Origin of the sequence: Arenibaculum sp. (assembly GCF_035998295.1) — a bacterium.
GTDB lineage: Bacteria > Pseudomonadota > Alphaproteobacteria > Azospirillales > Azospirillaceae > DASYHS01.
In genome coordinates this window covers 39,016-60,009 of record NZ_DASYHS010000193.1, presented here as the reverse complement: position 1 = coordinate 60,009, position 20,994 = coordinate 39,016, and the positions used below count along the sequence as shown (strand labels likewise).

General features: G+C 71.9%; 19 protein-coding genes and 1 other RNA gene. 8 read left to right on the top strand and 12 right to left on the bottom strand.

The features are described from left to right. Positions 1–181: hypothetical protein (locus VGO20_RS19245; protein WP_327504000.1), on the bottom strand; the 181-nt coding region annotated here is incomplete at its 3' end. A gap of 34 nt (positions 182–215) precedes the next feature. Further along, positions 216–368 carry a hypothetical protein gene (locus tag VGO20_RS19240; RefSeq protein ID WP_327503999.1) on the bottom strand — a complete coding sequence of 51 codons (153 nt, stop codon included), beginning with the start codon at positions 366–368 and terminating at the stop codon, positions 216–218. A 287-nt stretch (positions 369–655) separates the two neighbouring features. On the opposite strand from VGO20_RS19240, the gene ffs reads away from it, so the two are divergent. From ffs to recR, 4 genes are all read left to right on the top strand, one after another. Continuing rightward, positions 656–753: signal recognition particle sRNA small type (ffs, locus tag VGO20_RS19235), an RNA gene on the top strand. A gap of 94 nt (positions 754–847) precedes the next feature. Then, positions 848–2,821, top strand: a complete 1,974-nt coding sequence (locus VGO20_RS19230; RefSeq protein WP_414639856.1) for a DNA polymerase III subunit gamma/tau — start codon at positions 848–850, stop codon at positions 2,819–2,821. Positions 2,822–2,824: 3 nt separating this feature from the next. Further along, positions 2,825–3,148, top strand: a complete 324-nt coding sequence (locus tag VGO20_RS19225) for a YbaB/EbfC family nucleoid-associated protein (protein WP_327503997.1) — start codon at positions 2,825–2,827, stop codon at positions 3,146–3,148. 10 nt (positions 3,149–3,158) lie between these two features. Further along, complete coding sequence (gene recR, locus VGO20_RS19220; RefSeq protein WP_327503996.1) at positions 3,159–3,752, top strand: recombination mediator RecR; 594 nt, start codon at positions 3,159–3,161, stop codon at positions 3,750–3,752. Between the two features lie 83 nt (positions 3,753–3,835). Here the strand turns inward: recR and VGO20_RS19215 are convergent, their stop codons facing one another. Together VGO20_RS19215 and VGO20_RS19210 are read right to left on the bottom strand one after the other, a co-directional pair. Beyond that, a complete protein-coding gene (locus VGO20_RS19215; RefSeq protein ID WP_327503995.1) occupies positions 3,836–5,443 on the bottom strand; it encodes a phosphoenolpyruvate carboxykinase in 1,608 nt (535 codons plus the stop codon). 124 nt (positions 5,444–5,567) lie between these two features. After that, the gene (locus VGO20_RS19210; protein ID WP_327503994.1) at positions 5,568–6,341 is read right to left on the bottom strand and encodes a HugZ family pyridoxamine 5'-phosphate oxidase; all 774 of its coding nucleotides are present in this window, start codon (positions 6,339–6,341) and stop codon (positions 5,568–5,570) included. 145 nt (positions 6,342–6,486) lie between these two features. Here VGO20_RS19210 and VGO20_RS19205 point away from each other — a divergent pair, with 145 nt between their 5' ends. Together VGO20_RS19205 and VGO20_RS19200 are read left to right on the top strand one after the other, a co-directional pair. Next, on the top strand, positions 6,487–7,182 hold the full coding sequence (locus tag VGO20_RS19205; RefSeq protein ID WP_327503993.1) for a response regulator transcription factor: 696 nt from the start codon (positions 6,487–6,489) through the stop codon (positions 7,180–7,182). A 17-nt stretch (positions 7,183–7,199) separates the two neighbouring features. Next, the gene (locus VGO20_RS19200) at positions 7,200–8,966 is read left to right on the top strand and encodes a stimulus-sensing domain-containing protein (protein ID WP_327503992.1); all 1,767 of its coding nucleotides are present in this window, start codon (positions 7,200–7,202) and stop codon (positions 8,964–8,966) included. Positions 8,967–8,985: 19 nt separating this feature from the next. Here the strand turns inward: VGO20_RS19200 and VGO20_RS19195 are convergent, their stop codons facing one another. Continuing rightward, on the bottom strand, positions 8,986–9,552 hold the full coding sequence (locus tag VGO20_RS19195; protein WP_327503991.1) for a hypothetical protein: 567 nt from the start codon (positions 9,550–9,552) through the stop codon (positions 8,986–8,988). An 88-nt stretch (positions 9,553–9,640) separates the two neighbouring features. Between VGO20_RS19195 and VGO20_RS19190 the strand changes: the two genes are divergently transcribed. Further along, on the top strand, positions 9,641–10,717 hold the full coding sequence (locus VGO20_RS19190; RefSeq protein ID WP_327503990.1) for a winged helix-turn-helix domain-containing protein: 1,077 nt from the start codon (positions 9,641–9,643) through the stop codon (positions 10,715–10,717). A gap of 14 nt (positions 10,718–10,731) precedes the next feature. Here VGO20_RS19190 and VGO20_RS19185 read toward each other — a convergent pair whose 3' ends face one another. From VGO20_RS19185 to VGO20_RS19165, 5 genes are all read right to left on the bottom strand, one after another. Continuing rightward, positions 10,732–11,217: a response regulator gene (locus tag VGO20_RS19185; RefSeq protein ID WP_327503989.1), complete on the bottom strand. Its 486-nt coding sequence runs from the start codon at positions 11,215–11,217 to the stop codon at positions 10,732–10,734. 115 nt (positions 11,218–11,332) lie between these two features. After that, the gene (locus tag VGO20_RS19180) at positions 11,333–13,942 is read right to left on the bottom strand and encodes an AsmA family protein (RefSeq protein ID WP_327503988.1); all 2,610 of its coding nucleotides are present in this window, start codon (positions 13,940–13,942) and stop codon (positions 11,333–11,335) included. A 125-nt stretch (positions 13,943–14,067) separates the two neighbouring features. Continuing rightward, positions 14,068–15,075, bottom strand: a complete 1,008-nt coding sequence (locus tag VGO20_RS19175; RefSeq protein ID WP_327504001.1) for an aspartate-semialdehyde dehydrogenase — start codon at positions 15,073–15,075, stop codon at positions 14,068–14,070. Between the two features lie 97 nt (positions 15,076–15,172). Beyond that, entirely contained in the window at positions 15,173–15,502 is a 330-nt protein-coding gene (gene hspQ / locus VGO20_RS19170) for a heat shock protein HspQ (protein ID WP_327503987.1), read from the bottom strand. A 76-nt stretch (positions 15,503–15,578) separates the two neighbouring features. After that, positions 15,579–16,349 (bottom strand): HD domain-containing protein, encoded by a 771-nt coding sequence (locus VGO20_RS19165; protein ID WP_327503986.1) that lies wholly within the window; start codon positions 16,347–16,349, stop codon positions 15,579–15,581. 86 nt (positions 16,350–16,435) lie between these two features. Here VGO20_RS19165 and VGO20_RS19160 point away from each other — a divergent pair, with 86 nt between their 5' ends. After that, entirely contained in the window at positions 16,436–17,056 is a 621-nt protein-coding gene (locus tag VGO20_RS19160; RefSeq protein ID WP_327503985.1) for a TetR/AcrR family transcriptional regulator, read from the top strand. On the opposite strand, the gene VGO20_RS19155 is transcribed toward VGO20_RS19160, so the two are convergent. Next, positions 17,037–17,456, bottom strand: a complete 420-nt coding sequence (locus VGO20_RS19155) for a nuclear transport factor 2-like protein (protein ID WP_327503984.1) — start codon at positions 17,454–17,456, stop codon at positions 17,037–17,039. The genes VGO20_RS19160 and VGO20_RS19155 overlap by 20 nt on opposite strands. Further along, positions 17,453–20,980 carry a pyridine nucleotide-disulfide oxidoreductase gene (locus tag VGO20_RS19150; protein WP_327503983.1) on the bottom strand — a complete coding sequence of 1,176 codons (3,528 nt, stop codon included), beginning with the start codon at positions 20,978–20,980 and terminating at the stop codon, positions 17,453–17,455. Before VGO20_RS19150 ends, VGO20_RS19155 begins: the two co-directional genes overlap by 4 nt. Positions 20,981–20,994 lie beyond the last annotated feature (14 nt).

Genomic DNA, 20,994 nt, shown 5'->3' with positions numbered 1-20,994 from the left:
ACCTGTAGTTCTCGTGACCCGGGCGAATCTGGACGCCGCCGGCCGCATTCCAGATTCGGCCCTCCTTCGCGAGCGTCAGGTCGACGCTCGTGGAGCTGTAGGACTCCGGGCGCGGCGGGGGCTGCAATTCGATCTGTCCGCAACGCAGGGCTATGGCGATTTCCCTGTCCGTGAGTATCACGCCGGCGTTCCTCGGCCCCGCGGCCCCTCGATGTTCATTCCGCCCGCGCGAGGCTGGTGCCGGAAACCCAGATCCTCCAGTTGCCGGAGGTCGACTCCCGAGGCAGTTCGACCAGGACGTCACCGTTCCGGTCGGCGATGCGGGAGACCTCCAGCGCCTGGTCCCGCACCTGGCTGCAGTGGACCACGACCTCTTCCGAAGCGCCCTCCGTCGTTCTTACGGCGACGACTTTCTCGGATGGTCCGGGACCATCGCTTACCTGCTCGCACATGATCAGCACGGCACGATTCCCCATCCTTGCGATGCTCATTGCATGCTGCCGATACTCCCATGGATCCGATCCGACGACAACGTCAATGATGGTTTTCGGGTCATGTCGTGCAACCTATACGGTATTATGCAAGCATGCGGACGCCGGCGAGGCCCTGGCGAAAACGCTTGCGGTCCGGCGGCGCAATGCCGATATATGCGGCGGGAGGCTGGCGGCGGACGTGCTCCTCGCCAACCCGGTCAGGTCCGGAAGGAAGCAGCCGTAACGAGTTCTGGCGCGGGTCGCCCGTCCAGCCTCCCACCTCTCCCCGCTTTTCGGTTTCAAAGCATCGCCGCCAGACACTAGACTGGCGGCCGGCGGCACGACCGCGATCCCGTTCCGTCCGCTTCCCGAGTATGCCGGTGACCGACCAGACGACCGTGCCAGACGCCGATACCGCCGCGACCGAGCCGAAGGCGGGCGCCGCCTACCGGGTGCTCGCGCGCAAGTACCGGCCGACCGACTTCGCCGAGATGGTCGGCCAGGAAGCCCTGGTCCGGACGCTGACCAACGCGATCCGCTCCGGCCGGCTGGCGCATGCGTTCATGCTGACGGGAGTGCGCGGCGTGGGCAAGACCACGACCGCCCGGATCATCGCGCGCGCGCTCAACTGCGTCGGCCCGGACGGCACCGGCGGCCCGACCGTGACGCCCTGCGGCACGTGCGAGCATTGCCGTTCCATCGCGGCCGACCGCCACGTCGACGTGATGGAGATGGACGCCGCCAGCCGCACCGGCGTCAACGACATCCGCGAGATCATCGACGGCGTGCGCTACGGGCCGGTCTCGGCGCGCTACAAGGTCTACATCATCGACGAGGTCCACATGCTCTCGAACAGCGCGTTCAACGCGCTGCTCAAGACGCTGGAGGAACCGCCGGAGCACGTGAAGTTCGTGTTCGCGACGACCGAGATCCGCAAGGTCCCGGTCACGGTGCTGTCGCGCTGCCAGCGCTTCGACCTGCGCCGGGTCGACGCGCCGACCCTGGTCGCGCATTTCGGCCGCATCGCCGGGCGCGAGGGCGTCGAGGCGGATGCCGACGCGCTGGCCATGATCGCGCGGGCCGCCGACGGGTCCGTGCGCGACGGGCTCTCGCTGCTCGACCAGGCGATCGCGCTCGGCGGCAGCCGGGTCACCGCGGTCCAGGTGCGCGACATGCTGGGCCTGGCCGACCGCGCCCGCGTCATCGGGCTGTTCGACGCCACGATGTCCGGCCGGCCGCGCGACGCGCTCGACATCCTCGCCGACCTGCACCGGATCGGCGCCGACCCGGCGGTCGTGATGCAGGACCTGCTGGACCTCACCCATTTCCTGACCCGCTTCAAGGTCGTGCCCGAGACCGCCTCCGACCCCGCCACGCCGGAGATCGAGCGGACGCAGGGCGCCGATCTTGCCTCCCGGCTGTCGCTGCCGGTGTTGAGCCGGGCGTGGCAGATCCTCCTGAAGGGGCTGGGAGAGGTGCAGGCGGCGCCGGTGCCGGCGGACGCCGTCGAGATGGTCATCGTCCGCCTGGCCTATCTGGCCGACATGCCGACCCCGGGCGACCTCGTGCGCCAGATCCAGGGCACGCTGGCGGGCGGGAGCACCGGCGCGCCGGCGCCGTCGGCGGGGGGAGGCGGCGGTTCCGCGCCCCGGAGCCGGGGACCGGCGCTCGCCATCGCCGAGGCGCCGCCCCCGATCGCCGCCATGTCGCTGGCGCCCGCCGAGGCGCCGCCGGCCCGCGCCGCGATGGCGCAGGCGGCGCCGATGGCGCAGGCCATGACCGAAACGGCCGCGCAAGCCGAGGCCTCGCCGACCCCGGCGGCGGAACCGGAGCCCGCTCCGGCGGCGGAACCGGAGCCGATGCCGGCGCCGAAGACGTTCCGCGACGTCGTGGCGCTGTTCGACCGGATGAAGGAGATCCAGCTCTGGACCTCCCTCTACAACTACGTCCATCCCGTGCGCTTCGAGCCGGGCCTGCTGGAGTTCCGCCCGACCCGCGACGCGGCGCCCAACCTGCCGGGCCGGGTCGGGGCGCTGCTGTCGCAGTGGACCGGCCGGCGCTGGATGGTCAGCGTGTCGAGCGCGCCCGGCGAGCCGCCGCTGGCGCAGCAGGACCGCAGCGTCCGGCAGGCGAAGCTGGAGCAGGCGGCGGCCCATCCGGTGGTGCGCGCGGTGCTGGACACCTTCCCCGGCGCCAGCATCGTCGACGTGCGCGACCATGCCGACGACATGGCCGCCGTTCCCGGCACGGACTCCGAGGGCGACCCGGAGCTTGCGCCCGAGGGCGGCGGTGCCGATCTGATGAGTGACGAACCCCCGTCCTGGCAGGACGAAGAAGGAGAATTCTGAGCGATGAAGAACCTCGGCCAGATGATGAAGCAGGCCCAGCAGATGCAGGCCCGGATGCAGGAGATGCAGAACAAGCTGGCCGAGGTCGAGGTGACCGGCCAGTCCGGCGCCGGCATGGTCTCCGTGACGCTCAACGGCCGGGGGGAGATGAAGGCCGTCAAGCTCGACAAGTCCGTCGTCGACCCGGAGGACCCGGAGGTGCTGGAGGACCTGATCGTCGCCGCCTTCAACGACGCCAAGGGCAAGGTCGAGTCCCATGTCGCCGAGGAGACCCAGAAGCTGATGGGCGGCCTCAACCTCCCGCCCGGGATGAAGCTGCCGTTCTGACACGGGTATCATGCACAGCCCCGAAATCGATCGCCTGATCCAGTACCTGGGCAGGTTGCCCGGACTCGGCCCGCGTTCGGCCCGGCGCGCGGCGCTCCACCTGCTGAAGCGGCGCGACAGCCTGCTGGGGCCGCTGGCCGACGCGCTGGCCGAAGCCGCCGAGGCGGTGCGCACCTGCTCGGTCTGCGGCAATCTCGACACCCGCGACCCGTGCTCGGTCTGCGCCGATCCCGGGCGCGACGCCGCGGTGCTGTGCGTCGTCGAGGAGGTCGGGGACCTGTGGGCGCTGGAGCGCACCGGCTCGTTCAAGGGCCGGTACCACGTGCTGGGCGGCACCCTCTCGGCGCTGGAGGGGGTGGGGCCGGAGGACCTGAACATCGCCGGCCTGCTGAACCGGGCGCGCCGGCCCGAGGTGACGGAGGTGATCCTCGCCCTCAATGCCACGGTCGAGGGGCAGACGACCGCGCATTACGTGACCGACCGGCTCGCGGAATGCGACGTGACGGTCTCGCGCCTCGCCCACGGAGTGCCGGTGGGCGGCGAGCTCGGCTATCTCGACGACGGGACGCTGACGGCCGCGCTGAAGGCGCGCCGGCCGTTCTAGGTCGGTTTCCGGCGGTGCCGAGGGCGCGCGGGCCGTTCCAGGACGGGTTCCCCCCTCCCGCGCCGCGGAAGAGGGGGGCTCGTTCAGGCGGCGGTCCTGATCCCGGCTTCGCGGACGCTGCTGTCGACCTCGTCGGCGAACTGCTCGAAATTGCTCTCGAAGCGCCGCGCGACCTCGGCCGCGGTCTCGTCGTAGGCGTTCTTGTCGGCCCAGGTGTTGCGGGGCAGCAGCACGTCGGCGGGCACGTCCGGGCAGGCCTCGGGCACGAGCAGGCCGAAATGCGGGTCGTGGCGCATCGGGGCCTTCGCCAGCGTGCCGTCGAGCGCCGCGCGGACCAGGGCGCGGGTGTGCGCGATCGACATGCGCTTGCCGGTGCCGTAGGCGCCGCCGGACCAGCCGGTGTTGACCAGCCAGCAGTTCGAGCCGTGCCTGGCGATCTTTTCGCCCAGCAGCTTGGCGTAGACGGCGGGGTGGCGCGGCATGAAGGGTGCTCCGAAGCAGGTCGAGAAGGTCGCCTGCGGCTCGGTCACGCCCTTCTCCGTCCCGGCGACGCGCGCGGTGTAGCCGGACAGGAAATGGTACATCGCCTGCTCGGGCGTCAGCTTGCTGATCGGCGGCAGCACGCCGAAGGCGTCGGCCGTCAGCATCACGATGTTCTCGGGCATGCCGCCGATGCCGGACGGGCTGACGTTCGGGATGAAGTCGATGGGGTAGGAGGCGCGGGTGTTCTCGGTGTAGCGCGCGTCGTCGAGGTCGAGCACGCGCGTGCCCGGATCGACCACGACGTTCTCGAGCACGGTGCCGAAGCGCTGCGTGGTGGCGTAGATCTCGGGCTCGGCCTTCGGGTCGAGGCGGATCGCCTTGGCGTAGCAGCCGCCCTCGAAGTTGAAGACCGAGGTCGAGGACCAGCCGTGCTCGTCATCGCCGATCAGCGTGCGCGACGCGTCGGCCGACAGCGTCGTCTTGCCCGTGCCCGACAGGCCGAAGAAGATCGCGGTGTCGCCGGCCGGCCCGATATTGGCCGAGCAGTGCATCGGCAGCACGCCGCGCTCGGGCAGCAGGAAGTTCAGGATCGAGAAGATCGACTTCTTGATCTCGCCGGCGTAGGAGGTGCCGCCGATCAGGACCAGGCGCTTGGCGAAGTTGACGAGGATGAACACGTCCGAGCGCGTGCCGTCGCGCTGCGGCACCGCCTTGAAGTCCGGGACCTGGAGCACCGTGAACTCCGGCGCGAACTGCGCGCGTTCCTCGATCGCCGGGCGGATGAACATGTTGCGCGCGAACAGGTTGTGCCAGGCGTGCTGCGTCACGATGCGCACGGGCAGCCGGTATTCGGGATCGGCGCCGGCGTAGAGGTCCTGGACGAAGACTTCCCGGCCCTGGAGGAAGGCGGCCACCTTCGCGTGCAGCCGGTCGAAGCCTTCTTCCGAGATCGGCTTGTTCACGTTGCCCCACCAGATCTTGTCGCTGGTGGACGCCTCCTGGACGATGAACTTGTCGTTCGGCGAGCGGCCGGTGTGCTGCCCGGTCAGCGCCACCAGCGGACCGCCCGAGGACAGGATCGCCTCGCCGCGCCGAAGCGCCTGCTCGTACAGGGCGGGCACGCTGTAGTTCCAGTGGACGGCCGCGAGGTTGGACAGGCCGACCGTGTCCAGGCCGGTGGTGCTGATGACGGGTCCGAAGTGATCCACGGTGCGTTTCTCCATTTTTTCGTCGTCCCGTCCGGCCCCGGGGGTTTGCATCCCGGACGGGTTCTCAGTATTCAGTCCCGGCGGCTCCGCCGCGCGTTCAGCCTCGGCCGGCTCCGCCGCGCGTTCAGTCCCGGCGGCTTCGCCGCGCCCGCCCAGCGAGGCCCACCAGCTCCCGGCGGACGCCGTCGGCGTCGAAGGCCGGCCGCTCGAAGGCCAGTCGCGCGAATTCGGGGCCGCGCCGGAGGTCGCATCCCTCCGGATCGACGCCGGTCAGAGCCCAGCCGCCGCCGGCGCGGCCCAGGAGTACGTTGGCGTACAGATCGACGGCATCGGCATGGTCCTCGTTCATGTGACGTACGATGTCGGCTTCCCGCGCCGCCAGCGCGGTGACGTCCGTACCGGACAGTATAACGCTACCGGGGATGTGATGTATGCGGCCGAAGCCTGCGACCAAATGTACGGAATCGATCTCGACGCGGTAGAACCGGAAGTCGCGGAAATCCACATAAGCCGCGGCGCCGGGGTGGCGGCGCAGGAAGCGGTCGCGCAGCCCCCGGTCCGGGCAGGGGGCGGCCGTGCCCAGCACCGAGGCGCGGGCGCCGGCCAGCGGCTCCTCCATGCCGGCGGTGGCGTCGAACAGGAGCCCGACGCGCGGGTCGGCCGCGATGTTGCGGGTGTGGTCGGCCAGGTCGGAGAGCAGGAGCACCGGCGTCGCGTCATGGTCGAGCGCCACCAGGACCAGCGACGGGTAGGGCCATCCGCCGCCCGCGGGGGTCCGGTCGCCGGTCCGGATGGTCGCGAGCGTCGCCCGGTCGGCCGAGCGCATGACGGCCCGTGCGCGAACGGCTGCGCTCTCGGATGGGTTGCCTGCCGTGGCTGGCTCGGCGCCGGACGTCATCGGGCTCCAAAATGCAGCATGCCTTCGTGCACGGCGGATGCCGACGCGCCGCAATGGTGCCATATTGAAACAGGAAGTTGCCCGCTGCAAATGGGTGTTTTTCTAGCCCGTTCGGGTGACGGGTAAGGACAACGGGAGGGCAGCCATGGCGCAGACCATCGCGCTTGTCGACGACGACCGCAACATCCTCACCTCGATCTCCATGGCCCTGGAGGCCGAGGGCTTCGAGGTCCGGACCTATACCGACGGCGACGAGGCGCTGCGCGGCCTGACCACGCGTCCGGTCGACCTCGCGGTCCTGGACATCAAGATGCCGCGCATGGACGGCATGGAACTGCTCCAGCGGCTGCGCCAGGGCTCCAGCATGCCCGTGATCTTCCTGACCTCGAAGGACGACGAGATCGACGAGGTCCTTGGCCTGCGCATGGGCGCCGACGACTACATCAGGAAGCCGTTCAGCCAGCGCCTGCTGATCGAGCGGATCCGGGCGCTGCTGCGCCGCGACGCCATCGCCGAGGGGCGTATCCACGGCGAGCCCAGCAGCATGCTGGTGCGCGGCGACCTGATGCTCGACGGCGCGCGCCACGTCTGCACCTGGAGGGGCGAGAAGATCGACCTCACCGTCACCGAGTTCCTGCTCGTCAAGGCGCTGGCGCAGCGTCCCGGGCACGTCAAGAGCCGCGACCAGCTGATGGACGCGGCCTATGGCGAGCACATCTACGTCGACGACAGGACGATCGACAGCCACATCAAGCGGCTGCGCAAGAAGTTCAAGGCGGTCGACCCGGACTTCGCGCAGATCGAGACCCTGTACGGCGTCGGCTATCGCTACCGGGATTGATGGCCGGGATGGGAAGCATGGTCCAGGCCGGCCGGGAACCCGGCACGTCGCGCAACCGCTTACCGGACGGGCGCGCATCCGACGGGCGCGCACTGGAAGGGCGCGTGTCGGACGGGCGCGAGGCCGCGGGGCACGCCAGCGCCGCGGAGCGGCGGGCCAGCAGGCGCTACCGCCGCCATTTCTCGCCGCTGCGGCTGCGGATCCTGGCGGTGAACGTGCTCGCCCTGATGATCCTGGTCGGCGGGCTGATGTATCTCGGGCGCTACCAGGACCGGCTGATCCAGGCCGAGCTCGACGCGCTGCGCACCGAGGCCCGCATCTTCGCCGGGGCGCTGGGCGAGGGGGCGGTGACCCGCGCCGAGGACGAGAGCTTCGAGCTGTCGTCCGACCTCGCGCGCCAGATGGTGCGCCGGCTGGTCGAGACGAACGACACGCGCACCCGCCTGTTCTCGCCCACGGGCACGATGCTCGCCGACAGCCGCAAGCTCGTCGGGCCGGGCGGCGTCGTCCAGATCGAGGAACTGCCGCCGCCGAACCGGTCCGACGGCCCGGTCGACGCCGTGGTGGACTTCTACGACCGGGTCGTCACCGCGCTGCCGCGCCGCGACCACTTGCCGACCTACCGCTCCGATGCGGCCCGGACGGGGCTGGAGCGGCCGGACGTGGCGCGCGCGCTGGCGGGCGAGGTGAGCGCCAGCGCGTGGAAGACGGCCGAGGGCGGCATGCTGCTGACGGTCGGGGTGCCGATCCAGCGCTACAAGGAGGTCCTGGGAGCGGTGCTGCTGTCGCGCAGCGGCGCCGAGATCGACCGCGCGGTGCGCCAGGTGCGGGTCGACATCCTGAAGGTCTTCCTCGTGGCGCTGGGCGTCACGGTGTTGATGTCGCTGTACCTCGCGAGCGCGATCGCGACCCCGATCCGCCGGCTCGCGGTCGCCGCGGAGTCGGTCCGGCACGGGCATGGCCGCCAGCACGCGATCCCGGACTTCACGGGGCGCCGGGACGAGATCGGCGACCTGTCCGGCGCGCTGCGCGACATGACGGCGGCGCTGTGGACGCGCATGGACGCGATCGAGCGCTTCGCCGCCGACGTCGCGCACGAGATCAAGAACCCGCTGACCAGCCTGCGCAGCGCCGTCGAGACGGTCACGCGGGTGCGCGACCCCGAGCAGCAGCGCCGCCTGATGGCAATCATCGAGGACGACGTCCAGCGCCTGGACCGGCTGATCAGCGACATCTCCAACGCCTCGCGGCTGGACGCGGAGCTGTCGCGCGCCGAGACCGAGCCGGTCGACATCGCCCGCATGCTGACGATGCTCGCCGACATCCACGAGACGACGAGCGCCGAGGGCGAGGCGCCCGAGGTCCTGCTGGACCTGCCGCCCGGCGGCGACTTCACGGTCCAGGGCATCGAGGGACGGCTCGTCCAGGTGTTCCAGAACCTGATCGCCAACGCGCTGTCCTTCTCGCCGCCCGGCGGCGCCGTGCGCCTGAGCATGCGCGCCGACGGCGACATGGTCGAGGTGACGGTCGCCGACGAGGGGCCGGGCATCCCCGAGAACAAGCTCGACGCGATCTTCGACCGCTTCTACAGCGAGCGGCCGGCCGGCGAGAAGTTCGGCACCCATTCCGGCCTCGGCCTCAGCATCTCCAAGCAGATCGTGGAAGCGCACGGCGGCAGCATCCGCGCGCGCAACCGCCGGTCGCGAGTCGGCGCCGAGAGGGGGGGCGCCGAGAGAGGGGGCATCAGGGGGGCGGAGTTCGAGGTGCGCCTGCCGCGGGGGTGAGGCGGGGCGGCGGCCGGACCTAGGGCGATGCGCCTGCGCGGGCCCGCGCCCGCGCCGCCTTCCGGAACAGCCAGGCCGATGCGAGCCACAGCGCGACGAAGACCCCCGTCACGACGAAGGTGTGGCCCCATCCCGCGATCAGGGCGACCACGGCGGCCAAGGTCTGCGCGAGTGCCATCGCGACCAGCGCGCGTGCCATTCCATGCGGCCGGAAGCGCGCGACGGCGGCACCGGCGATCCCGACGGCCAGCACCGCGAAATACATCAGGTTGGCGGGGTTGTCCTCGCTGCCGATGATGCCGACGGCGAGGTTGATCCACACGAGAAAGAACGCCGCCGCGAGCGCGATGCCGACGGCGGCCCGGTAGGCGGTATCGCGCGTCGTCCGCGCCGCCAGCTCGAAAGCGCCGCCGGCGCCGCCCAGCATGGCGCCGAAGACGACGAAGTCGGCCAGATCCCAGTTCATTTCGCCGGTGACCTGCATCGCGAGAAGGGGCAGCAGCAGCAGGAACGCCGCAGTGCCCCAACCTGCCACCCTCCAGCGGTTCCAGCGCCGCCTGCCGCCCGTTCCCCTGCTTTCCACCATTGCCTTGCCTCCCTGCATGAGTGAGGCTTCCAGCCTCGCCCGCAGGGCCGCTGAGCGGCATGAGCGATTTCTGAGGTTTTGCTGAACAATGGGTTCCGGCGGCTTTCGCTTCGAACGCTTCCTCCTCGATACCCGCGAGCGTCGGCTCAGGCGGGACGACGAGCCGGTGGAGATCAACGGCCGGTACTTCGACGCCCTGGCCCTGCTGGTGCACGAGCAGGGGAAGCTCGTCTCGAAGGACCGCTTCCTGGAAGAGGTCTGGCGGGGCGTGCCCGTCACCGACGAGGCCCTCACGCAGTGCATCAGGACGCTGCGCAAGCAGCTCGGCGACGACGCGGCCAGTCCCCGCTTCATCGAGACGGTCCCGAAGCATGGCTACCGCTTCATCGCGCCCGTCGAGCGGGCCGGGCATGAGCCCGGGCCTCCCACCCAGACCGCGGCCGCTTCGTCCTATTCCTGGCGGCAGTTTCTCCTGCTCGGCGGAGCCGGGATGCTCGGAGCCGGGGTCGCCGGCATCGTCGGCGGCCTGTTCTATGGCTTCGCCGGGGCCTCGCTACCGCAGCAACCCGGCATGGGCGCGGTCTCGGTGCTTCTGGTCCTCACCTGCCTCACGGCGTCGATGGCGCTGCTGGGGGGCGCCGGGGTCAGCTTCGGGATCGCGGCGGCGGGCTTCGCCTCCGGCCGCCCGTGGCGGTGGAGCACCGCCGGCGGCGCCGCCGGAGGACTGGTCGTGGGCGCCGTCGTGAAGCTGCTCGGCCTGGACGCGTTCGAGCTGCTGTTCGGCCGATCGCCGGGCGACATCACCGGGGCGGCCGAGGGCCTGGTCCTCGGCGGCGCGGTCGGTTTCGGCTTCTGGCTGGCGAGCCGCGGGGCGAACGCGCTGTCGCTGCGGGGCGGCGTCGTCGCCGCGGCCTCGTCCGGCGCCGCCGCCGGCATCCTGATCACGGTGCTGGGAGGGAGGCTGATGGGCGGCAGCCTCGATCTGCTCGCCCGCCGGTTCCCGGGCTCCCGCCTGCGGCTGGACCAGATCGGCGGCCTGTTCGGCGAAAGCGGCTTCGGGCCGGTCAGCCAGGTCGTGACGGGCGCCCTGGAGGGCGTGCTGTTCGGCGCCTGCATCGTGGGCGCGATGATCATCGGGCGGCGGAGCTTGGGCGGGAACGGATAGCGTCCCCGCCGAACTCAGTTCGTCCCCGCCGCGATCACGGCGAGCGTCGCCTCCAGCTCGTCCGGGTGGAACGGCTTGGTCAGGAAGGCGCGCGCCCCGACCGCGGCGGCGCGCGTCCGCGTCGCGGGGTCCGAGTTGGCGGTCAGGAACACGATCGCGATGCCGGGCCCGCCGGCGGCCGAGGTCATCTCCTCCGCCGCCGAGATGCCGTCACGCTGGCCCCGCAGCCGGATGTCGACGAGCGCGATGTCGGGGCGGGTCGAGCGCGCCAGATCGACGGCCTCCGCGGCGGTGTCGGCGATGCCGACGACGACGTAGCCGAAGCCCTCGATCATCGCCTCCAGGGTCGCGGCGACGAGCCCCTCGTCCTCGACGATCAGCACCCGGCGCGGCGCCTCGTCCTCGCCGGCCGTCTCGGAGGAACCGGCGGCGGGCGGCGGGGCGGGGCCACGGCCGTCCCGGTTCGGGCCGGCGGCGGGACTGGAGACACCGAGATACATTCCGGGACACCTGCTGCGGTTGACAGCGTGCAGATCAATCTAGCACGAATCCCGGCACGCTCAACCGGGGCCGGCCCCCTCAGCGCCCCCCTCGGCGCCCCCCGGGGGGCGCCCCTCAGCGCGAGGCGCGCTCGCGTGCCTGGCCGAGCGCGTCGGTGCAGGCGTCGACCGTCTCCTCCCCGAAGATCGAGGCGATCTGGTTCAGCGGCACCAGCAGCCCGCCGAGCAGCCCGCCGAGGATGCGGCCCGGCGCGTCCTCGCGCAGGCTTATGTCCGGAGACGTGATCGAGCCGCTGACGTCGACCGGGACGCTGGTCGCCGACAGCTTGTTGCTCTTGGGCACCGGGCGGAGCGCCAGGTTCAGCCGTTCGGATTCGAGGTTCACCGTCCCCTTGCCCAGCAGCGTCATGCGGGCGGTGTCGAGCATCGCGTTGGTTGTGGCGACGCCATCCTCGATGTCGAAGCGCCCGACCAGGCAGTTGACCCTGATGCGGTCGGCGCGGTTGCGGAAGAACGGCAGGATGCGCAGCAGGTCCATGTCGGGCGTCAGGTAGTTCAGCTGCGTGCCCCGGATGCTCCCGTCGTCCGCCGTGACGGTCGCGTCCCCGTCGAGATCGGCGAGGATCTGGTCGACCGTGCGGCCCGTCCCGTCGATCGCGAGATCGAGGTCGATCTGCCCGGTGGCCGGCATCTCGGATGCCGCGCCCGAGAACAGCTCGCTCAGCGGCAGGTCCTCGGCCGTCATCCGCAGGGTCACGTCCGCCATGGAGGGCCCCGGCGCCTGTTCGACCTCGGCGTCCGCCTCGACCACGCCGCCCGACGTGCGCAGCGTCAGGTCCCGCACCGACAGCGTGCCGCCGGCGACCGTCACGCCGGCGCTCAGCCGCCCGAACTCCATCTCCCCCGTGGAAACGCGGTCGGCGGCGATGTCCAGGCGCGCCTCCACCTCGTCGAGCCAGTCGACGGGGAGTGCCTCCTCCTCCTCGGCGGCGGCCGCGACCACCTCGCCCTCCCCGGCGTCGGCGACCTCCTGGTCGGCCTCGGCGAGCGCCATGATCCGGTCGAGGTCGAGCCGGTCCGCCGCGAGCCGCCCTTCGACCGCGGGGGGGCCGTCCGGCGGCAGGACGAGGGCGAGCCCTCCGGTGAGGGCGCTGCCGGCAAGCTCCGCCTCCAGCGGGTCGATCGCGAACTCCCGGACCGAGCCGGCGACGCGGCCTTCGAGCCGGAACGGTTCGGACCGCGGCAGCGCGAAGCCGACCAGCGGCTCCAGCGCGCCCAGATCGCTTCCCTCCATCGCGAGCGCGAGGTCGAGACCGGCCAGCGCCAGGGGGTCGGAGACGCTCCCCTCGACGCGCATCGCCGCCGCCGGGCCGCCGGCGGTGGCCACCAGCCCCTCGACCGCGAGGCCGCCGTCGGGCCGCGACGCCAGCACGCCCTCGGCCGCCACCGGCCCGAAGGCGCCGATCTCGGTCCCGAACAGGGCGGCGAGCCGGGCCAGGTCCGCGGCCTCGACCGCGAGGGGCAGGCGGGCGTCGGCGAAGGCGAGCAGGTCGCCGACATGGCCCTCGGCCAGCCGGACGGCCAGGTCTTCCCCGCCCGCGACGCCGGAGAGGCCGGTGAGCGCGGGTGCCTGGGCGGGGCCGGTCGCGCGCCCTTCCAGGCGGAAAGGACCGATCGCCGGCAGGCTCGCCCCGGCAAGGTCGCCGAGCGCCGCCAGCGAACCGCCCTCGGCCGCGACGTCGAGGTCCAGCGTCGGCGAGGAGGGCAGGCCGGCGACCGTGCCGCCGGCGATGGACACCGACAGGGTTTCCGGCGCCCCGGCGTCGGCGGCGATCTGCCCGATCTGGAACCCGCCGGGCGTGTCGGTCAGCCGTCCCTCGGCGCGGTAGGGCCCTAGCGGCGGCAGGTCGACCCCGGCGAGCGCGCCGAGTTCCGTCAGGCGCTCCCCCGACACGGCGACGGCGAGGTCGGTCCCGGCGCCGGCCAGGCCGAGCCGGCCCTCGGCGGCGACCTCGACGTCGCCCATGCTTCCCGTCAGCGCCAGCGGATAGGGGCCTTCCCCGGCGGCGAGGCGGGAGAGCGGGCCGAGGGTGCCGGCGACGCGGAACGGCAGTTCGCCGACCTGCCCGTTCCCCGCCACCGTCAGCGCGTCGTCGGGCCCGTCCGCGAGCCAGCCGATCTGATCGATCAGCACCCGCGTCCGCCGGTCGGTCGCCGCGTCGTACCAAGTGACGCGGCTGTCGCGCAGGGTCACCTCGTCGAACAGGATCAGGCGCGCCTTCTCGTCGGCCGGCGGCTCCGGCGTGGCCGCGTCCGGGTCGCCGAACTGCCAGTTGGCGCGGCCGTCCGGCCCGCGCTCCAGGAGGATGTCCGCATCGGAAAGTGCGAGGTGGTCGACGATCACGTCGCCGCGGAGCAGCAGGGGCATCAGTTGGAGCGTCACCTCGAACTGCCCGGCGCGCAGCATCGGCGCGTCGGACGCCCAGGACGCGTTGGCGAGCGCCACGCCCCGGGCCACGACCGTCGGGACGAGCGAGGGCGCCAGCTCGAAATCCCCGGTGATGGCGACGGTCCGGCCCGTCAGCGCCTCGATGCGCTGGGCCACGACCGGACGAAGCGTATTGCCGAGATCGGCGAAGCGCAGCGCCGCGTACCCCGCGAGCACGAGGAGCGCGACGGCGCACAGGCCGTAAACGGCGATCCTTGCGACCCGACGACGGCCCATGATGGCCCGGCCTCCCTTGTCCGACGGCGTCCCCAGCGGACGGATCGGGCTAGGAAAACAGGCGAGGCCGGCCGCACGTTCCGTGCGGCCGCCTCGTCGGACCCGGGTCTGGAGCAGGGGCGGCGTCAGGCCGCCGCCACCTCGGCGATCTGGACCGCGTTGAGGGCGGCGCCCTTCAGGAGTTGGTCGCCGCACACGAAGAAGTCGAGGCCGCGCTCGCCGAAGATCAGGTTCTGCCGGATCCGGCCGACCTCGACGTCGTAGGCGCCGCTCGCCGTCAGCGGCATCGGGTAGGCGTTGGCCGCCGGGTCGTCGATCAGCCGCACGCCCGGTGCTTCGGAGAGGATCTGCCGGGCGACGGCGGGGTCGACGGGCTTCGCCGTCTCGATCGTCACCGCCTCGGCATGGGCGCGGATGGTCGGGATGCGCACGGCCGTGCAGCTCACCGGGAGGTTCGGCACGTCCAGGATCTTGCGCGTCTCCCAGACGACCTTCATCTCCTCGCGCGTGTAGCCGTTGTCCTGGAAGGTGTCGATGTGGGGGATCACGTTGAAGGGGATGGGATGCACGAAGTGCTCGTGCCCGACCTCGCGCCCGGCGAGCCAGTTCGCGGTCTCCCGCTTCAGCTCCTCTACGGCCGCGGCCCCGGCCCCGCTGGTGGCCTGGTAGCTGGACACGATCACCTTCTCCAGCCCGAACGCCGCGTAGAGCGGGTTCAGCGCCATCACCAGCACCGCGGTCGTGCAGTTGGGGTTGGCGATCAGGCGCTGGCCGCGGGCGAGGCGGCCGTTGATCTCGGGCACGACCAGCGGCACGTCGGGGTCGTAGCGGAAGGCGGAGGAGTTGTCGATCACGACCGCGCCCTTCTCGCCGAGCGCGCGGGCGTGCTTCTTAGCGAAGTCGCCCGACACCGCGAGCAGGACGACGTCGCAGGCCTGGGCCGCTTCCAGGGTGAACGGTTTGACGGTCAGGGTGCCGAACGGAGTGTCGAGTTTCCTCTCGGCGCTACGCTCGGAGGCGAAGAGCTCGAGGCCCGACAGGGGAAAGGCGCGCCGGTGCAGCACCGAAATCATCTCGGTGCCGACGGCGCCCGTCGCACCGACGATCGCGACCCGCTTTCCGTCAACACGCATGGACACGGCAGAGACTCCCTGGAAGAAGAAAAGGGAGCCTCTGCTAACACGATTCCGGGCGCGGCGGAAAGCGCGTCTCCCGCATCACTGCCGTGACCTACTGGCGCGACGCGGCGCGCACCTGGTACCTGCGGCCGTCGAAGCCGTCGAACTGGGCCTTCACGAGGGGATGCTCGACCGGGCCGTTGCCGGAGTCCGGCACCAGGTTCTGCTCCGAGACGTAGGCGATGTAGGCCGACTCAGGGTTCACGGCGTAGAGATGGTAGAACGGCTGGTCCTTGCGCGGCCGCATCTCCGTCGGAATGGCTTGGTACCACTCCTCCGTGTTGGCGAATTCCGGGTCCACGTCGAACACGACGCCGCGGAACGGAAAGACCCGGTGACGCACGACGTCCCCCAGCGTGTATTTCGCGGTCCTGTTCTTCACTGCCATTCCCATGCCCCCATCGGACGGTATATCGGTTCGGGGGCGTCCGGGAGCAAGGGGGGCGCCGTCGGCAGGCCTATGCGCGGACCGGCCGGTCGAAGGGGCTCGGCGGAGCCGACCGGCCGAAAATGCCGGTCATGACGCCCGGCCGCGATCCCGGCAGGTGCTCGGCCGTCTCGAACCGCAGGGCCTCGATCACGCCGTCGCGGGGATGGCCGGCCAGCACGGCCGCGACGTCGCGCGGATGCAGCCGGCGATGGCCGGCGCCGAACAGGTCGCACACGGCCCCGCGCGCCACGAGGAAGGCCTCCGGCCCATGGCGGCGGCGCGGGACGTGCATGTTCAGGTGCAGGGAGATCGCGTCGCCGACCGCCTCGGCCCGGTCCCGGCCGTGGCCGCATCCCAGCAGATGGTCGCGCGCCAGGCCGCCGCCGGCGACCGCGAAGCAGCACGCGTCCAGCGGGGCCGGGTTCTCGCCCGTGAGGCCGGCGTCGTGGAGGATCGCGGCGGCGAAGAACAGCTCGCGGTCGAACGCGATGCCGTCGTGACGCGCGATCAAGGCGCCGAAATAATAGGTGCGCCAGCTATGGAAGAGCAGGGCGGGGGCGTGCGTCTCCTCGGCATGGGACAGCGCGTCGCGGGCGAGGGACGTGCGCGGGGGCGCCAGGTCCCCGATCCCCACCTCGGTCGGGCGGAGCAGCCCGAGCGTCGAGCGCAGGGCGTCCCACGCCTCGCGCACCTGCACGAAGGCGAGGTTGCTCAGCAGGCGCGCCGTCTCCCGCCGGCTCAGCCGGCCCTTCGTCGCCTCGCCCCAGGCCAATGTACCCATCGCCATGCCCTTGCCCATGCCGCTTCTCCGGTCGGTGTTCCTTGCCTTTTTGAACCGTTTCGCATAAAAATAGTCAACTCATTTATTGCGAAACGGTACAGAATATGAAGCGGACGCGCGGACGGCCTCGGGCCTACGATCCCGGACAGGCGCTGGACCGGGCGACGGAGCTGTTCCGGCGCAACGGCTTCTCGGCGACCTCCCTGGACGGCCTGGCGGAGGCGACGGGAATGAACCGGCCGAGCCTCTATGCGGGTTTCGGGGACAAGAGGGCGCTGTACCTGAAGGCGCTCGACCGCTTCCGCGCGCGCGCCGACCGGGTGTTCGGTGAGGCGGTGGCGGACCGGCGCAGCGTGGCCGAGGCGGTGGAGGGGTTCTTCGCGGCGGCGCTCGACCTCTACGCGCCGGAAGGCGGCGAAGCCCTGGGGTGCCTCGCCCTGTGCACGGCGACGGCCGAGGCCGCGTCCGACGAGGCGATCCAGGACGCGCTGCGCGGCGTGCTGGCGGAGATCGACGGCCGCCTCGAAGCGCTCCTGCTGGCGGCTAAGGAGCGGGGGGAGCTGCCGGCGGACGGCGACGCGGAGGGCCTGTCGCTGCTGCTGGCGGCGACGCTGCACAGCATCGCGATCCGTGCCCGCGCCGGGCAGCCGCGCCGGGAGCTGGAGGCGTCCGTAGCCGCGGCGCTCGGCGCGCTGAGGGGCGCGCTCAGTAGGAGCGCTGCTTGATGCCCCAGCGGCCGCCGTCCAGGGTCACGATCCAGAGGTTCTGGTGGCGGGTGATCACCGTCCCGTCGGCGCGGTTGCGCGTGTAGTCGACGAAGAGGTGGACCTTGCGCGCGTTGACGAGCACGGGGCGCTTCTCGACATAGGCGGTGTGGTGCCATCCCGTGGTGGCGGCGAGGTCGTCGAAGAAGCCGGCCGGCATCCGGCCCGGCCGGTCCCAGACGACCAGGCTCTCGCCCGACAGGATCACGTGCGGGAAGTGGAGCAGCGCGTCCATGCCCGCGAGGTCGCGGGCGTTGAAGCGGTCGGTGAAGGCGTCGACGGTCGCGAGCGCCGCCCGGACCATCTCCTCGGGGTCCTGCCCGTCTCCGGCCGGGACGAAGACGGACGGCGGCGCGCTCACCGGCCGTGCTCCCGCACGCCCATCTCCTTCAGGCAGCGGTCGATCCAGCGTGCGGTCAGCTTCTCCTGGGCGGAGTTCTGCCGAAGGCGCTGGTTGAGGCCGGCGAAGTCGACGCGGTCGAGGTCCTGGTCCTGGTTGAAGCAGGAGAAGACGACCGTCTCCTCGCCGGTCTCCGGGTCCCGGTGCAGCTGGAGGCACTGGGCGCAGATCTCCTTCATCATGCACTGCATCGGCGAGTTGATGCTGCCGATCGCGCGGTGGCCGGGGTTCAGGTAGGGCGCCAGCACGCCGTGCCGCGCCAACGCCACCGCGTGCATCATCCGGTCCGAGCCGATCGCGACGATGCGGTCGACCTCGCCGAGCGGGATCGCGGCCGGGCCGAGCCGCCCCTCGGCATAGGCGCGCATCGCCTCGACGATGTTGCCGACGAAGGCCAGGTCGCCGGGCCGGCCGGGGGCGAAGCCCGGCGCCTCGTCGCAGCACCAGACCACGAGGTCGGCCGCGGCCTCGATCTGGTCGGTCTTGTAGCGGTCCTCGATCGCCTTGTAGCCCGCGAAGTAGACGACGCGGCAGCCGCGCGCCCGGGCCGTCTGGCCGATCGAGAACAGCACCGCGTTGCCGAGGCCGCCGCCGACCAGGCACAGCGTGCCGCCGTCCGGAATCCCGGTCGGCTCGCCGGTCGGCCCCATCAGAACGACCGGCTCGCCCGGCCGCAGCAGCGCGCACAGGTCGGACGAGCCGCCCATCTCCAGCACGATCGTCGACAGCAGCCCGCGGTCGCGGTCGACCCAGGCGCCGGTCAGGGCCAGCCCCTCCATCGCCAGCACCGTGTCGCCGGCGCGCGGCGCCAGGTTCTCGAAGTTCTGAAGGCGGTAGAACTGGCCGGGCTCGAACCGGCGCGCGGCGCGCGGCGCGCGGACGACGATCTCGACGATCTTCGGCGTCAGCCGCTCGACCGAATGCACGACCGGCCGCAGCTCGCCGTTCATGGCCGATATCAGCGCGTCCGCGTCCATGGGGGTCGGCGCCCGCGCCGCCATGGCCCGGGTCAGCACGGGATAGCCCTGCTTGGCGCTGCCCATCGCCTTGACGACGTTGCCCGCGAAGCTCGGGTGCAGGTCGCCGAAGAAGGACACGAAGCGCCCGTCCGCGGCGCGGGACATCAGGACCCGGACCTCGTCCGGCTTGGCGAGGCGCTGCGGGCGCACCGGGTTCCCGTCCTCGTCGACGGCGCGGAAATAGCGGCCGTCGAGCTCGATCCCGCCCGTCTCGCGCGCCAGCACGGTGTTGGGCTGGGTCCCGGCCGCGATCAGGATCGTGCGCGCCGGCACCACCACCGGCTTCGAGGCGGTCGCCTCGGCATCCTCCGGCGAGATGCGCAGCCTCAGTCCCGCGGCGTGGCCGAACCGGTCGATCTCGACCGCCTCGGGCGTCGCCCGCTCGACGAAGCGCACGCCCTCGGCGAGGCCGTGCTCGACCTCCTCGTGGTTGAGGGTGTAGCTGGGGGCGTCGATCAGGCGCCGGCGATAGGCGATGGTCGCGCCGCCCCAGGCGTCCAGCAGGGCGCCGATGCGGGGTTGCCGGCCCTCGGCCCGGGCCGCCTCGCGTTCCGCCCGGATCGCCCCCGCATGGGCGAGGAACTCGGCCGCCGTCTCCCGCTCCTCCTCCCCGAGGCCGGCCAGGAGCGCGGCCTCCCCGCGTTCGGCGGCCAGCGTCTCCCAGCGGCGCAGGAACTTCTCCACCTGGACGGGATAGTAGGCGAGCGCCTCGGTCGCGGTGTCGATCGCGGTCAGCCCGCCGCCGACCACCGCGATCGGCAGCCGGACCTCCAGGTTGGCGATCGAGCCGGGCTTCGCCGCCCCGGTGAGCTGCAGCGCCATCAGGAAGTCGGAAGCCTGGCGGACGCCGCGGGCGAGCCCGTTGGGCATCGCGATCACCGTCGGCCTGCCGGCGCCCATGCACAGCGCCACGTGGTCGAAGCCGGCCTCGAACGCGTCGTCGACGCCGAGCGTGCCGCCGAAGCGCACGCCGCCGATCATCGCGAAATGCGCGCGCCGCTCCAGCAGCAGCCGGATCACCTTCAGGAAGTTCTTGTTCCAGCGCACCGTGATCCCGTATTCGGCGACGCCGCCGAAGCCGGCCATGGCGCGCTCGTCCAGGCGCTCGTACAGCTCGCGCACGTCGCGGACCGGGCGGAAGGGCACGCGCGCGCCGTCCGGGCGCACGCCCGAGAGGTCAGCCGGCAGCGGCTCGATCTTGAGCCCGTCGATCCCGACCACGGCATGCCCGTCGTTCAGGAGGTGGTGGGCGAGCGTGAAGCCCGCCGGGCCGAGGCCGGCCACCAGCACCTTGTAGCCCGAAGCCGGGCGCGGCAGCGGGCGGCGGACGTCCAGCGGGTTCCAGCGCGTCAGCAGGCCGTAGATCTCGAAGCCCCAGGGCAGGTCCAGCACGTCCTTCAGGGTGCGCGTCTCGGCCTGGGGAATGTCGACCGGCTCCTGCTTCTGGTAGATGCAGGCCTTCATGCAGTCGTTGCAGATGCGGTGCCCGGTCGCGGCGCACATCGGGTTGTCGACCGTCACCACCGCCAGCGCGCCGACCGCATGGCCGGCCGCCTTGACGGCGTGCATCTCGGAGATCTTCTCCTCGAGCGGGCAGCCCGCCAGCACGACGCCGAAATGGGACTGCTGGAACTTCCCGGTCTTGCGGTCCCTGAGGCCCTTGGAGCAACTGTCCTTGCCCTGGTTGTGGCACCAGATGCAGTAGTTGGCCTCGTCCAGGGCGCCGGCGAGGTCGGTGCCCGGGTCGGTGAGGCCGAACCCCTCGCGCTCGCGCCGCTTGCGGCCCGGGATGCGCATCATGGTGACGCCGTCGACCTCCTCCGTCTCGATCTCGACGAGGGCGAGCGGATCGATCTTGTGCGGCATTTGGAACAGGATGCCCCCGCCGTGGCGCCCGCGCCCGGCGGGATGATGGAGCGCCCAGGCGGCGTAGCGCGTCGCGAGGTCCAGCTCGGCGGCGTGCGCGGCCTCGTCCGCGGACCAGGCGACGACCGACTCGGCGAAGGCCAGTTCGTCGAAGCCGGGGCCGAGCCGTTCGGCCAGCGCGGCGGCCAGGGCGTCGCCATCGAGGCCGGCCGCCTGCTCGGGCGTGAAGGCGCGCGCGGCCTTGCGCTGGATGAACAGCCGCTTGGCCGCGTCGAGCGGCGCCAGCCGGTCGTGGCGGGCCGCAAGCGCGCGGACCTCGGCCCCGATGCCGAACAGCTCGCCCACGAAGTCGTCGACATGCGGGGCGAGCGCCACGATCAGCTCGCTCTCGTCCTTGCGCGGGAGGCCGTCCGGTTCGGCGCGGGCGGCGAGCAGGCGGTTCGCCAGCTCCCCGTCGGCCTCGGCGAGGCGGTCCAGGAAGCAGCGGTCCAGGCGGGCGAGCCCGGCCGGGTCGTACAGGTCCCGGAAGGCCAGCCCGAAGGCGGGCGTCAGGTCGTGGGCAGGACCCGGGTTTCGGTCGGAAAGGACGGCGTTGGACATGGGGCTCACTTCGG